The organism is Mycobacterium attenuatum (assembly GCF_900566085.1).
Taxonomy (GTDB): domain Bacteria; phylum Actinomycetota; class Actinomycetes; order Mycobacteriales; family Mycobacteriaceae; genus Mycobacterium; species Mycobacterium attenuatum.
Genome location: NZ_UPHT01000151.1, coordinates 1 through 14092, shown reverse-complemented (window position 1 = coordinate 14092; position 14092 = coordinate 1). Strand labels below are relative to the sequence as shown.

Here is a 14092-nt window from a genome sequence, read left to right as displayed (position 1 = left end):
ATCGGCCAACACGGCCGTGACCTGCGCGGATAATCCGGTCTGGTCGGCCAGTTCCCGCAGCAGCCCCATCCCGGCGTGCGACACCACCCCGCGGCCGTCGGCAGAGACTTTCACCCGCGACACCGCCGCGATACTCTTCATCTGCGAGGTGCCTTCCAGTCAGGATGATTGAGCCCTAGAGAAGTCCAATCATTCCTTGCAGGACAGGCACTTTCGCTTATCAACACCCAGCTACATCGCCATCCCGCGAAAAATCCGGGCTAGAGCCCAGGCGCAAACCCGTGCCGCGTTCCACCGCCTCTGCTCAATTCGACGATAACGGCGGCACGAGCGGATAGGCGACTCAGCTGACCGATTCCTTTTTGGGGCGGCGCTAAACGCATGTCTGTGCCCATACGGTTGGACCATGGATAAACAACTTTGGCCTACAGCTCCGAGCGGACACCTTGAACCAGGCGTGCCTGACTTCCCACGATGGGGCGACGCGGCACCCTTTGTCGCATTATCCGAACGTCTGTTTTCGAAAACGTGCACGTTGGCCAGCGATATCGATGACTTCGGAACCCGCGTGAGCGATCCTGCGGTGGTCAATCACATCGTCAATCGGCTGGCATGCATGGGCTGGCAAATCGCCGACATTGTCCACTCGCTGTCGGGCAAGCTGGACCGGTCAATGATCGACCTCGATCATTGGCTTGAGGTATTGGAGGCGTTCGACGGCGCCAAACGCGCGTTTCAGGAGGCCAGCGGAGCAACGCAAGCTGCCACCGAGGTCATGCGCAATCACACGCAGATCCCGCGCTGAGGCGGCAGGTGAGCAGTCGTGGCCGCACCAAACAGAGCGGTCGCGAGCTGAGCGGCGAACGATGGCCCGTCGTTGACCAGCGCGTAGCCGCCGGCAAGGCCCCCTTGATTGCAGACCGTTCGTCGTCGCCGAACCCTCCGACATGCCACAACGCCGGTGCCACGATCGATCCGGGTGACGAGGCGCGTAGCCGTGCGCGGCGCAACCGAAGTGGGGAAGCGGCTGGTCGAGTCGCCGTACACCGCCTGGTTGCGTGACCACCGCCGCACGATCCGGCGCGCGGCCAGGTATGCGTCCTGCGGGATCTCGACTACCGCGATGGCCTTCTTAAGTCCGTACACGCCCCAGAACCGGCCAGGTCCGCGGCCGGCCTGCCGCCACAGGTCGGGAACGATGTGCTGATACTCCTTGTCGCCGTGCAGGTTCGGCGATGAGTGCTTGGTGAAGTAAATGGCCAACCGCTTGGGGTCGCAGGCCTTCAGCCCGTTCCGCACATCGATCGCGGTTCCGGCGAGCCGGTGGCGAGCTTTCTGCACTGAGTCAGGGTGATCGACGATATGCGCCCAAGTCTCGGATAGCCATTGGGCGAACCCTCGCCCCGAGCGGCCCGGTGACATCGGTGGAGCCATCCAGAGATGGATGTGTGGGGCGCCGCGTCGCTGAAACTCTAGTTTCCAGATATAGCGAGCTGGCTCACCGTATTCACGTTGAAAACGTTTGCGCCACAACACCATGTGCCGCTTGACGCTGGCGCCATCGGGCGCGACGACCTCCCAGTGTCCGGGGTAGGTGAGTGTCACCATGGCCGGGACACGGCCGGACTCGACGAGAGGGCTGTAGTCGAGTTCGGCGAAGGTGCGGCACATTGCCGACCGCGATTTGCGGGACCACTCGGTGATGACAGCGCCAGTGCAGCGGTGGTCGGTCGCCGATTTGCTCCGTCGTGTCGAAGACACGACGGACTGATCATCGTTCCCGCCTGTGCGGGCGAGGTCGTCTCTGACTTGCAGCTTGGCATCCTCGACGTCACATTGGTGATAACCGACGGCCCGCTCGGCGGCTTTCTCGGCGCGGACGGGATTGGTCCACCCGAGGCGCACGACGCCGGGACCGACGGTGATGTGAAAACGTCCCGATTCAGGTTCGGCGCCTCGACGGTCAGGACCGGAAGCCCACGGTGCTGCCGGCTCGAACAGTGCCGCAGCCGCGGCGACCATCTCGGGACTTGGGAACCGCAGCCCCAATGCGTCGATCGCCCGCAGATCGCCAGTCGCGGTCGGCGAGCGGGTTGCGGACATTTTCGGCACATATAACAAGCCCGCCGGCCGCGGCCGGGTTGAGGCTCGGCGCCTCGGTCGACGTCCGGTCGACCGCTGTCGCTCTCCCACCCTGCGGCCTGGCGGCCTCGGGCGCTCGCGACCTCCCGTCAACCGAGGCAGCAGCGACACCATGCCGCGATGACAGGTGCTCAGTGGCGGATGTCGAGCCACCCGCCGACGGTGTCGAGACGGTCGCTGACGATGCGATGCTGGGCATCGGGATGCCTGCTCCCCGGAGCCCGCGACGCTGCTCACAACGCAAGTGGCAGCGCGGAAGCTCCCGATAGGGAGTGCAAGCACCGTGTCCGGTTTATGTCCGTTCGTCGGGCAGGCTGAATGCGTCAGCGCAGCTCAATGCGGCGCATACGACGAACAGAATCAGATAAACCGCAGGTCAGCGGCTAATCCGTCCGCCTGAAAAGCGGAAGGTCGGCGGTTCGATCCCGCCCCTGGCCACTCAGCATCAGCCCAGCTCAGGGCACTCGTCTTGCTCGCGGGACTCGGGCGTTCGGAGCGCTTCACGCATACCTACTTGATTGGCGACCATGTGGCGGTCCACTCAGATATCGGTTCGCGGTTCGGGTCCTCCCCTGAATTGGGCGGTGGCTGGGAGGTTAGGCAACTGTTGGTGAAGATCCGTTGATAGGGACCCCAACGCGCCGAAAGGGTTCCGTTTGGGCGGAAGATGTAGGAGATCGGCCCGGACATCTCGGCGGTGCCGGTGCATTCGGGACTTTGCGGGTCTGGATTCGTCGCGTACGACCTGGCGTATCCGGTCACCGTCATCCCGGACAGCGTCCCCGTCATCGTGGCTGTGTAGGACTCTGTCGGCTTGAGGTTCTTCAAAGTTTCGTTGCAGGTTACCGAGTTCGCGTTGACATGGCAGTCGGAAACCAGGTCGCCGTACTGAATCTCGAAATGCTCAGGCAAGGTCGCCTCGCCGCCGGCAGCGGAGGTTGACGTTGACATCGGAGCGGTGGGGCCTGGCCTGGCCGGCGTTGGTTGTCCGGATTGATGGCTGCCAGTCGCGCAGGCCGCAATTTGCCATGCGGTCGCCCCCGCCGCGGCGGCCAAGAGCAGTTTGCGCCTCAGGAGCGTCACCATCTGTGCCGTGCCGCCTTGGATGGCGCGGCCGGTCTCGGCCATTGGCGGCGTGCCATGGGGTTGTCTGTTCGGACTGCAGCCGCTGACAAGACGCAGTGCGGTGACTTCAGGCAATGGGTCGGTGGGCGCGCGAAAGGGTGTTGTCTGCATTGGTTCTCGCTTCCATGGTCGGAGTGGCTGAGCGTTCGACGGTGGTCCGCCTACTCGTTGGGTGACCATTAGACCGGTCCTTCGCAGCCCCCACCGTTTCGATGAACGTCCCTGACCACGTGCCGCTATGGCGCTTAGCCGCAGGCATTCTCGTAGGTCACTGCCGTGCGTCGGGGAGGGCACAGCACCGGCGACACACCCAATTGGCATGGGTGATCCGAGCGGGCAGACATACAGTCCCACTGCCCCTGCCGTTGCGAGCGCTATCCGAGGGGCGACCACCGCGCCGTTCCCTCAGTCTGCGCACTGGTCTGCGAGGAACTGTTCGAGCAGCTGCCGTAGTCGGTATGTTGCCACTGGAGCGGGCCGTTGCGCATCGCGACGGTTCCGTCTGAGTCGAACACATACCTGGCGGGACCGCTGGCCTCCTCGGTGTAGAAGCAACCGGGCGAGCCGTCGTAGTGTCCTTCTACACGTATCGTCTGGGTGCCAGTCATCGTCATGCCCGAGAGCGTTCCCTTGATCTCACCGATCCACGGATCCTGGTTCCCGACGGGTGCATTCGGGTTGATGATCTTGCAGGACACCTTGTCTCCGCTGACCTTGCAGTCGTTGACGAGCGTGCCCTCGTAGGTGATGCCCAGATGCGGCGGCAGACCCTTGCGCCCACCGCCCCCGGTGGACGTCGTCGGTGACGGAGTGGCCCCGCCTGCACCGGTACCCCCGTGGATGCATTCGTTGAAGGCGTCGACGCACTTCGCGACGTCGTCGGCGGTGACGTACCGCGCTCCGTAGATGCCGGTCTTCGCGCTGAGCCGCAGGCATTCCCGTAAGTCACTGCTGCAGGATCGCGAGGGTGCCGCGCCGGCTATGCCGTCACACCGGCTTGCCGTCGGGATCCCCAGGGTGGCGACGTACAGCCCCATCGCCGAGACTGCGGCCAGCGCCAGTCGTGTCACCATGGGCCGGCCATCACCCCTTGGTGATGCTGTTACCGGTGCCGAGGTCCGCGACGCTCGGATCGCCGTCGCGATAGGTGACGGTATTGTTCAGCCCGGCAACGGTGAGTTCGGTCTCAATGTTTTCGAAGCTGATCTTGTTGTCGTCACCGCCGATGATCACTTTCGCGCACCGGCCCTTGACGGTGAGGGTGTTCTTGGACCCGCCGATGTTGAGCGACTTGCCGCCGGCGCAGTCGAGGGTGTCGGTCTTGCCGAAGGTGCCGTCGTTGATGGTGTTGTTCATCTCGGCCACCGGCGGCTTGTCGACGGCCTGCTGCTTCTTGTGGCAGCCGGCGATGTCCAGCGCGGCAACGATCACCATTGATCCGAGCAGAAGCTGAAACAACCTGTTGCCCATAATCTCTCGCTTCCGTCGTGCGGTCAGCTATGTCCGCGACCACGTCGCGGCGAAGTCCACAGCAGGGGAGCGGATGTTATTGGAACCCGTTCCGGTGGGACAGGTGTAGTTCACCGTCTCGTCGAAGGGCTCTGAATGCACAGCGACAGCGCCGCCCAGGTTGAAGACGAAATTGAGGGAGTGGGATTCAGTCGACTCGAGGCTGCACCCCGCTGAGTTGTGGTACTTGGTGGTGCTTGCCGCCGTGCCCGACATGGTGAGCCCCGACAGCGTCCCCGTGATGGTCTGGCTGAACGAATCCACCTCGGGGGGAGCGGTTTTCCACGTGGTCTTACACGAGACGGCATCTCCGTTGTGTGAGCAGTCGTAGGCGAAGTGCTCGCTGTCGATGCCGAAGCGTGGCGGCAGACTGCTCTTGCTGCCACCGGTGGTGGTGGGCGGCGGGGATGGCGCACCGCCGCCGCCGGCGCCGCCGTGGATGCAGGCATTGAACGCTTCCACGCATTTGGCGACGTCCTCGGCGGTGACGTACCTGGCCCCGTAAATGCCGGTCTTCGCGCTCAGGCGCAGGCACTCCCGCAAATCGCTGCTGCACGTCGGCGACGGTGTGGCCGACGCCGTACGCAGACACGCCCCGAACATGGCGAACGCCGTGACGTAGAGCCCGACCGCAGCCACCGTGGCGACTGCCAGCGTCGACACCACTTTCGGCATGGTCGATCACTTCCCTCCTCCCGCTGGAGGGGGCGGGCCATGTCCGTCCTGCTCCAAGGAGTGCGGGTATGGTATCCGGCCATTGGTCGGACAACGGTAGAGACTTAAGACCCCATCTCGGAGGCCTGCGTCCACCCGTTTTCGACACCGCGAGCGCTACGACGATGTGTCAGCACGGCGTTCATATTGGTCACGCGTTTGGCATAGCGGTGATCTCGGCTGCCCGCGCCGTCGCCGCCCACCCTGCGACGACAACACGCCGCCGATCGTTGACATCAACGGCTATCCGCTGGCCGCGGGCCTAGCCGACGGGACTACTGCGGAGAGCGGCGACGGCGCCCGGGGAAGACGAGCTTGCCCCCGGGGGTTGTGGGGTACCTTCGACAGCACGTTGAAGATCGACGTTAGTTCGGCAACACATAGCTGGGCACAGGCGCGTAGCCAAAGCGGTTGCGGCTCAGGAAGATTTCTGTCAAGCGCTGGGACTGGATCTTCAGGCCAAGTACGAGAGCACTAGCGAGGCAGCCTGTTTGGGATCGAAGCTACGACGCTTGGCGCGCTTAGCCGCGCCGAGGGTGCTAGATCCCGACGGCTTCCGGTCGGCTTTGCTACAGGCTGTCACGTTCAAAGGTTGTGATTGGCAATGCTGATGCGCACTCGAAGAACTATTTCAGTGATGATCGGTCGCGATGGAAGTGTGTCGTTGGCCCCGCTCTATGCGCCGCCCCGGTCATGTACCTGGATCGCATTCAAGGGCACAGGTCACGTGATCAACGACAAGCGAGGCATTGACGACCATTGATGTCGAGGATCTCATCGCTGAGGCGACATCGTGGGGCATGGGTGAGCGGCGTGCGGCTGCGGCGGTGCGGTCATGCATGGAACGGGTGTACAGCTCGGTCGGGAGCGTCGCACTTCCTTTCCGAGGCAGAGCCGGTGCGGTCAAACCTTGAGCGCCTTTGGATTAGACGCTCGTGGCCGACAGCGTCTTGAGGTGTCCACTGGGCCAGGGCGTTGGAAACTGGCAAGCCCGTGGCCGCGGGGGATCAACTCAGCTTGCCGCCCTCAGCTCTCCACCAGCTCGGGCAACGCCTCGGCGCCGGTCAGCCAGTGGCGTCCGGCCTGCCGGGCCGCCTGCCACTTGGGCACGCTCACCGCATCGTCCTGACCCAGGTCTTGCGGCGTCGGGCCGATGCGTTCGGCCAGGCCCGCCAACGCGTTCAGGTCGAAGTTGTACACCTCGGCCGCGGCCAGGCCCAGGATCTGTCGGGTCTCCTCGACGGGAATGTCCCAGAACGAGCGTCGCAGCCAGTCGCGGGTGTGCGGCCAGGTCCCCTCCGGATGGGGGAAATCGTTGCCCCACAACATGTTCGACACACCGATCTCGTAGCGTCGCGCCAGCTCCCGGCGTTCGGTGGTGGTGGCCCCGATGAAGCAGTTGCGGTCGAAATAGGCCGACGGCGGCATGGTCAGATCGCCCTCCATGCGGCGGCTCATCTTTTTGGCCGTGTGCTCGCGCAGGTACCGCGTGTCCATCAGCCACAGCAGATCGCTGGCCCAGAATGCGCCGCACTCGGTGGCTCCCCACCGCAGCCGCGGAAACCGCTCGAACACGCCTGACCACAAGGCGAACCACAATGGCCGTACTCCCCACCAGCGCACTTCGGTGACATAGATGCCGAGATGCCCGCCATAGTCCTCTTGCGGGGCGGCGCCGACGTGGGTGTGCACTGGCATCTGCAGGTCCTGGCAGGCAGCCCAAACCTGGTCGTAGCGGCGGTCGTGGTACGGCGGGTAGCCACCCCAGCACGCGGGGATCATGATGCCGCCCCGCAGGCCGGACTCTGCGGCTCGGGTGATCTCGGCCACCGCCGCGTCGATGTCCGCCAGTATCGGCACGACCGCGACTCCGGCCCGCCGCTCCGGGCTGTGGCTGCACAGCTCGGCCAGCCAGCGGTTGTGGGCACGTGCTCCGGCCATCGCCCGTCCCGGGTCGAGGTCGCCCGACTGGGCCAGGCCCGCACCGAACGGAGCTCCGGCGACCCCGGTCACGGCGTCGGCGTCGGGGAAGATGACCTCGCCGACCACGCCGTCGCCGTCGAGCTCTTTGTCCCGCAAACCCACATCCCATCCACCGGCAATGCCGTCGCCATGCTCGGAGAACCACTCTTGCGCGAACTGCTCGTCGATCAACCCGCTAACTTGCGCCGCGGCCGCCTTCTCGACCAGGAAGGCCTCGAAATCCTCGCGGTATTCCGGGTCGATGTATTCGCGGTAGCGATCGGTCGGCAGCTCGGCGTGACAGTCCGCGGAGATGATGACGTAATGGTCCAGAGGGTCCAAGGGCTGCACAGTATTCCTTTCGTTACCAGGCACGGATGGGGTCGGGTTCGAAGGCGGTGCTGCTGGCGCCGGCGGGCACGGCCGCCAGCGGCTGCGCGACCTCGGCCACGGTCGGGCCGATCCGCGCGGCCAGCGGCGCGAGGGCTTCGAGGTCGAAGCCGTAGACGGCCGCGGCGTTCCCGCCCACCATGGCCGCCACTTCGTCGGGCGGTACGTCGCTGAAGGTGTGGCGCAGCGCCTCCCGGCTGTAGGGGGCGGTCCCCTCCAAATGCGGGTAGTCGCTTGCCCACATGATCCGGTCGACGCCGATTCGGTGGCGCAGGGTGCACTCGACCGGGCGAAGGAAGCTGGCACCGGTGTAACACTGGCGGGCCCAGTACTGGCTGGGCTTCAGCGGCAGCGAGCCGGCGGTGGGCCCGGCGAAGCGGGCGATCGCCGAACCCGTTCGCCCGAAGCGGGCCGCCGCGACGTCGAGCGAATCAAGCGTCGCCGGTATCCAGCCGGTGCTCTGCTCGGTGAAGACCACGGTGAGGCCCGGATGACGATCGAGGGCACCGCTGAAGATCAGATGCCACAGCGCGCGGTGCGACCACCAATGCGTCTCGTACACCCACACCGCGAACGAACTACCCCACCCGTCGGTCGGGGTCGGTCCGGCGTTGCCGCCGTGGTGGTTGACCACCACGCCCGCCTCCTCGCATGCCGCCCAGAGCGGCTCCCAATGCTCGGCATAAATCTGGGGGATACCGGTACCCGGGGCGACCCCGGGCAGCAACACCCCGCCGCGCAGCCCCAGCTTGGCGATCTGGGCCACCTCGGCGACGGCTTCGTCGAGGTCCCCGAGCAGGATCTGGCCCACCCCGGCGCGCCGCTCGGGCGACAACGAGCAGAAGTCGGCCAGCCAGCGATTGTGGGCACGCAGGCCGGCCCAGCGCAGCTCGAGTTCCCGGGCGGTTTCCGGCGCGGGCGCGGCCAGGCTCCCGAGGGGAAAGAACGGCGGCACGGTATTGGGGAAAAGGACCTCGCCCGCGATGCCGTCCTGATCCAGTTCGCGGTTGCGCCGCTCGCTGTTCCAGTTGCGTTCCGCGTCGGGCTCGGTGAGGTCGCCGAACGGGTTGACGAACGTTTGTGCCCAGCCGTCGAACTCGTCCCGGTATTGCGGGTCGAGATATTCGCGGTAGTCCAGCAGGTCCGCGCCGGCGTGGCAGTCGGACGAAATGACGGTGTAACGGTCCATGGCTACACCCGTGCCGGCTGCGCATCCGGGGCCGCCGCTTCGGCGGACGGCGCCGGGTCGTCGTAGCGCTGGTGCACGTAGGGCAGCAGCCACTCCTGCGGCACCCGCTGGGCGATCCGGCCCACCTGGACGGTGCGCCGGCGGCACCAGATGATCGACCTGATCTGGCGGATCACGATGTCGGCCACCGGGTCCAGCGGCGACTCGCTCAGCTCGAGGGTGCCCTCGATGTTGTCCAGCAACTCGAAGCGGCGGTGGTACTCGCCGTAGACCAGGTGGGGGTCGGTGATGCCGTTGCCGTCGGGGGCACGCAGGAATTTGAAGTAGAACTCGATGTTCACCTGGTCTTCCGGCAACTCCGCCGGGCCAGTGACCCGGCCGTCGAGTCTGATGAGCTGATAACCCATCCGGTCGACGGTGGCGGTGACGCGGTCGCCGGAACGCTCCAGCTCGATGTGGGCCAATTTCTTGGGCTCGCCGAAGGTTTCGCGCCCACCCGTGACGGACTGCTCGGTGGACTGAGGCATGAACAGCGGGTAGTCGCCGCGCAGTTCGTTGTGCCGGGCGGCCACCGAAAACACCGCCGACCCAAACGGCGGCCGGCCTGCTATCCGGACCCGCTGCAGCTGGACCCGCACCAACGGTTCGTCCGCCGGCTCCAGCGGCCTGGGCAGCACGGCCGCGACGATCTCTGGATCGGTGAGGTAGGTGACGGTCACCGCCTCGGTGGCGATGGGCGCTTTGGTGAGGTCGATCTCGTGGTCGACTTGCGCCTGGGGTGGGCGGGGACCATATCGGACGGCGGTGCTCAACGCTGCGCTCCTTCGGTTTTCGCTTCCTGCCCGGCATGCTGGCTGAGGACGTCGACCAGGTAGTCGGGGTTGGCGCGGGCAATTATCGATGCCGCTTTGCGGCTGACCACCTCATCGGCGGCTGTCGGTGGACCCATCAGCCAAAATCGGTCCGCCCGGATTCCCTCAACCATCTGGTCCGCGACCGTCTCGAGCGGGGTGAACTCGACGTGGCGGCCGGCAGCCTCGAAGCGGGCGACGACCTTTGCCAGTGTCGGCTCGGGGGTGCGACGTTGCTGGGTCGCGGCGTAGCGCTCCGGCCGGTGCCGCCAGGACTCCCAAATGCCGGTGTTCAAGAAGCCGCTGGGAAACAGGACATGCGCCCGCACCCGGGTGCCCGTCATCTCCAGATGGGTGTAGAGGCTCTCGGTCAGGCACAGCACCGCGGCCTTGGTCATCGGATAGACGGCGTTGGCCGGGCCGGCCATGGCTCCCCGGGCGATCGGCGCGAACCCGCCGTTGCCCGAGCAGGTGTTGATCACGTGGCCTTCGCCGCGTTCGAGCAGCAAGGGCACAAAGGCCTTGATGCCGTGGATGACACCCAGCACATTGACGTCGATGCCCCAGCGCCAGTCGGCCAGGTCGTGTTCCCACATGTAGCCCTCGGACACTCCGCCGGTGCCGGCGTTGTTGCACACCACATGCATCGCGCCGAAGTGGTGAAGCGTCTGGGTCGCCAGCGCCTCGACCGAGGCGTAGTCGGTGACGTCGGTGACCACGCCGGCCACCTCGATGCCCTGATCCGCGAGTTCGCGGGTGGCCGCGTCCAGCGGTTCGGCGAGCACGTCGGCCAGCACCACCTTCATGCCCTCTTGGCCGAGGCGCCTGCCGATGGCCCGGCCGATACCGCCGGCTCCGCCGGTGACCACCGCGACCTTGCCCTGGAGGTCCCTCACTGCGGCCATCGTCACATCGTTGCGCATATCGCGCCACCGCGTCGCGTTATTCGGCCACAATTGTGGACCGATGCTCCGACCTGGATGATTTCGCTGGACTCGGCCGGAGGTGCGCCCTGGCCCGCATGGCTGCTGTGGTACGCCGGCCGTTACCTGGCAGCATCATGACGGACGCCCGATTTCACCGACTTAACGTTTAAGATACTTAAGTAGAATGGGATCGCGGTAGGCTGCCCTTAACACCGGACACCACTCCCGCGTTGTCCCCGAGAAGCAGAAAGATCATCCGGTCGATGCGAACGAGCTGTCAATGCCGATCCGCGCACGGAGTTTGGCCGTACTGCGTGGCGATCTCGGCTGAGCCGACGAAGATCGCGATGACGGCAGCGATCGACCGCCGGTGAGTCGGGCTCCGGCTGAAATGGGACGCCGCAAGCGGCGTCATATCGATGTGTGCCTGCACGGCGACGTCAACTTCGCCGGTGTAACGACCGGGCTGGAGCGTTATCGCTTGCCGTTCAACGCGCTGACCCAAACCAGCCTCAGCGACATCGACATGTCCGCCGAGTTCTTCGGTGCGCACCTGCGCGTGCCGGTGCTGATCGGTGCCATGACCGGCGGGGCCGAATTGTCCGCGACCATCAACCGCAATTTGGCGACCGCGGCGCAGCGACTTGGTCTGGGGATGATGCTTGGATCGCAGCGGATCATGCTGGACGGCGCGCGCGGAGAGCGCGCCGCGGCCAGCTTCGAGGTGCGTGACGTGGCCCCGGACGTGCTGCTGATCGGCAACATCGGATTGGCGCAGCTGACCAAAGCCGCCGTGCCCGACATCAAGAAGGCGCTGGACCGTGTCGGGGCCAATGCTCTTGCGGTACACGCTAATTCGTTGCAGGAGGCCATCCAGCACAACGGGGACACCGACTTTTCGGGATCGCTGCAACGGCTGTGTGATGTCGCCGACGCGCTGGAGTGCCCGTTGCTGCTCAAGGAGGTGGGCCATGGCATCGGGGCTCGGGCGGTCGCACAGTTGACCCAGCTGCCCGGAGGATTGCCGGTGTCGGGCATCGACGTGGCCGGCGCCGGGGGAACATCGTGGTCGAGAGTTGAGCAGCTGGTTCGTTTCGGCGAGCTGCGCTATCCCGACTTGGCCGACTGGGGTATACCGACCGCACAGGCGATCATCGAGGTGCGCCAAGCGTTGCCGACGGTTCCGCTGGTCGGCTCCGGTGGCATCCGCACCGGAACGGACGCGGCCAAGGCGCTTGCCCTGGGCGCCGACGTGGTTGCCATGGCTCGTCCGCTGCTGGCACCCGCGATTGAATCCGCCGATGCCGTCGAAGATCGGCTGCAGCTGTTCATTGAAGAGCTCCGCATCTGCCTACACTGCTGCGGCGCAACGGATCTCAACGCGCTGCGCTGCGTCGGCGTGCGCCCGACCCGGTAGCCGGGTCGACTTTGGCCTTCGTCGGCTTCGACGGCGTGCTTCGCCGCCTGCCGGGCGCGGCCGTCGATGACTTCTCGGCGGGCGCCGATGACTCCGCCGCCGGCGCATAGAGCTGGCTCTCGAACGCCGACATCGCTGCGACCATCGCCGTGAGTACCTTGTGCGCGCTGCGCAGGTCCCGGTCGGGCAGCGCGGCCAGGGAGGCACGGACGTGTTCACCCAGTGGCCTGAAGAACTCGTGAGCTAACGCCATGCTGCCGTCCTGCAAGCGCAGCAGCGACTTGCGGCGGTCCTCGGCATCCGGCTCTCGACGGATATGACCGGCGTCGATCATGCGATCGGCGAGGTAGGTAATCGCTGCCGCCGAGACATCCAACCGCTGGCTGAGCTGGGCCGGTGTCAACGGTGTTCCCGCTGTCTCGGCGACCATGAGGTGCAGCAAGGCGTGAAAGTCGCCGTGGCTCAAATCGTTTTGTCGCGCATAGTAGCGGCCGACGCGGTCGGAATGAGCGGTGATCGCCCGGAGGTCGGCCGACAGCAGCCTCTCCAGCTCAGCCCGGCTGGGCTGGCGATTCGCAGCGACGCGCTTGGTCACTTGGCCTGCATCCTTCATGGGAATAAGTCGTTAGCTTAGCCCTGTGGTCCTTTCACGTGGTTTTCGACGCGGTTTGACGGCGCATTCCTAGGATCCCGCGGCTTCGCCGGCAAAGACACGACGCTGCATACGCGCCAGCGGTCGCGGCGCCCACCAGTTCAGGCTGCCGAACACATGCATGAAAGCCGGTACCAACAACGCCCGCACCAGGGTCGCGTCGACCAGCACCGCGATCGTGAGCCCTACTCCGAACATGCGCATGAAGGACACGTCAGCCGATATCAGCGCCGCAAACGAGATCGACATCAACAGCGCGGCGGCCGTGATGACCCTGCCGGTGTGGGCCAGACCCAACGCGATGCTTTCGTCGTTGTCGACGCGTGTGCGAGGTGACTGCAGCCAGTATTCGCGAATGCGTGCCAACAGGAAGACCTCGTAGTCCATCGACAATCCAAATGCGACGCAGAACATCAGGACCGGAATGTTGGCGACCAGCGTGCCGGTCGGTGTGGTGCCCAGTGCGCCCAGATGCCCGTCCTGAAATATCCATACCAGCGCGCCGAAAGCTGCTGTGAGGGAAAGCATGTTGAGCAGCACTGCCTTGATCGGCAGTACCAGACTACCGGTCATCAGGAATAGCAGCACCACCGTGACAGCGGCGATGAAACCGAAAACCACCGGCAACCGTGAGGTGATCCCGTTGACGCAGTCGCGATTCATCTGAGCGATTCCGGTCATTTGGACACCGTGACCGGCCGGCAGCGCGACGGCATGCAACCGGTCCAACTGCGTCTCCGATGCCTGCGTGTACAGCGGTGCGGTGCTGTCCACGGTCAGGTAGGCGCTGCCCGCTGCCATGCCGGCTGGCGCCGACGGTGGCCCGGTGAGTCGGCCGGCCACGAATGCGCCCGTCGGCGCGGATACCGCCGCTACATCGGGCACCTGAGACAGCTCGGCGGCGTACGTGTCGAGATCCGCTGAGGTCAGGCCGGCGGTGTCGGGGATGACGATCGTCACTCTGGTGGCGGAGTTGGACGCGAAGTCGCTGCGGATTCGATCGCTGACCATCCGCGCCGAGGCCGTCGCGGGCAGCACCCGGTCGTCGGGGTAGCCCCATTTGATGCCGAGGAACGGCATTCCCAGCGCGATCAACAACGTAATGATGGCCAAACCCAACGGCACAGCGTGGCGCATGACGAATTTCGCTGTGCGGTACCAGAAATTCCTTTCGATGGGCTGCGGCGGTGGTGGTGGCCCCGGCGGTGCTGGTGC

The 14092-nt window shown here is 65.5% G+C and carries 13 protein-coding genes, 1 tRNA gene and 1 pseudogene; 3 read left to right on the top strand and 12 right to left on the bottom strand.

The window, feature by feature from the left end:
* Positions 1-141, bottom strand: a pseudogene (locus EET13_RS24470) (IS1380 family transposase); the annotation flags it as partial.
* A gap of 394 nt (positions 142-535) precedes the next feature.
* Between EET13_RS24470 and EET13_RS24465 the strand changes: the two are divergent.
* Complete coding sequence (locus EET13_RS24465) at positions 536-805, top strand: hypothetical protein (protein ID WP_244604092.1); 270 nt, start codon at positions 536-538, stop codon at positions 803-805.
* Here EET13_RS24465 and EET13_RS24460 read toward each other — a convergent pair.
* Positions 784-2103 (bottom strand): rolling circle replication-associated protein, encoded by a 1320-nt coding sequence (locus EET13_RS24460; protein ID WP_122444687.1) that lies wholly within the window; start codon positions 2101-2103, stop codon positions 784-786. The two genes, EET13_RS24465 and EET13_RS24460, sit on opposite strands and share 22 nt — an antisense overlap.
* A 412-nt stretch (positions 2104-2515) precedes the next feature.
* On the opposite strand from EET13_RS24460, the gene EET13_RS30590 reads away from it, so the two are divergent.
* Positions 2516-2580 (top strand) — tRNA-Phe (locus EET13_RS30590).
* Positions 2581-2652: 72 nt separating this feature from the next.
* Here EET13_RS30590 and EET13_RS24455 read toward each other — a convergent pair.
* From EET13_RS24455 to EET13_RS24415, 8 genes are all read right to left on the bottom strand, one after another.
* Complete coding sequence (locus EET13_RS24455; RefSeq protein ID WP_136623243.1) at positions 2653-3093, bottom strand: hypothetical protein; 441 nt, start codon at positions 3091-3093, stop codon at positions 2653-2655.
* A gap of 548 nt (positions 3094-3641) precedes the next feature.
* A complete protein-coding gene (locus tag EET13_RS24450) occupies positions 3642-4340 on the bottom strand; it encodes a hypothetical protein (RefSeq protein ID WP_122444685.1) in 699 nt (232 codons plus the stop codon).
* Between the two features lie 10 nt (positions 4341-4350).
* Complete coding sequence (locus EET13_RS24445) at positions 4351-4701, bottom strand: DUF3060 domain-containing protein (RefSeq protein WP_244604091.1); 351 nt, start codon at positions 4699-4701, stop codon at positions 4351-4353.
* A gap of 63 nt (positions 4702-4764) precedes the next feature.
* Positions 4765-5451, bottom strand: coding sequence for a hypothetical protein (locus tag EET13_RS24440; RefSeq protein ID WP_122444683.1), 687 nt, complete (start codon positions 5449-5451; stop codon positions 4765-4767).
* Positions 5452-6516: 1065 nt separating this feature from the next.
* Positions 6517-7785, bottom strand: a complete 1269-nt coding sequence (locus EET13_RS24430; protein ID WP_122444690.1) for an amidohydrolase family protein — start codon at positions 7783-7785, stop codon at positions 6517-6519.
* A 31-nt stretch (positions 7786-7816) separates the two neighbouring features.
* Positions 7817-9031: an amidohydrolase family protein gene (locus EET13_RS24425; protein WP_122444682.1), complete on the bottom strand. Its 1215-nt coding sequence runs from the start codon at positions 9029-9031 to the stop codon at positions 7817-7819.
* 2 nt (positions 9032-9033) lie between these two features.
* Positions 9034-9843 (bottom strand): acetoacetate decarboxylase family protein, encoded by an 810-nt coding sequence (locus tag EET13_RS24420; RefSeq protein WP_122444681.1) that lies wholly within the window; start codon positions 9841-9843, stop codon positions 9034-9036.
* Positions 9840-10787 carry an SDR family NAD(P)-dependent oxidoreductase gene (locus EET13_RS24415; RefSeq protein ID WP_122444689.1) on the bottom strand — a complete coding sequence of 316 codons (948 nt, stop codon included), beginning with the start codon at positions 10785-10787 and terminating at the stop codon, positions 9840-9842. The genes EET13_RS24420 and EET13_RS24415 overlap by 4 nt, the downstream gene beginning before the upstream one ends.
* Positions 10788-11199: 412 nt before the next feature.
* On the opposite strand from EET13_RS24415, the gene fni reads away from it, so the two are divergent.
* A complete protein-coding gene (fni, locus tag EET13_RS24410) occupies positions 11200-12225 on the top strand; it encodes a type 2 isopentenyl-diphosphate Delta-isomerase (RefSeq protein WP_168991162.1) in 1026 nt (341 codons plus the stop codon).
* Here the strand turns inward: fni and EET13_RS24405 are convergent.
* Both EET13_RS24405 and EET13_RS24400 read right to left on the bottom strand, forming a co-directional pair.
* Complete coding sequence (locus tag EET13_RS24405) at positions 12185-12820, bottom strand: MarR family winged helix-turn-helix transcriptional regulator (protein ID WP_122444688.1); 636 nt, start codon at positions 12818-12820, stop codon at positions 12185-12187. The two genes, fni and EET13_RS24405, sit on opposite strands and share 41 nt — an antisense overlap.
* An 87-nt stretch (positions 12821-12907) precedes the next feature.
* Positions 12908-14092 (bottom strand): MMPL family transporter (locus tag EET13_RS24400; RefSeq protein ID WP_168991330.1); only part of this gene is annotated, 1185 nt, incomplete at its 5' end.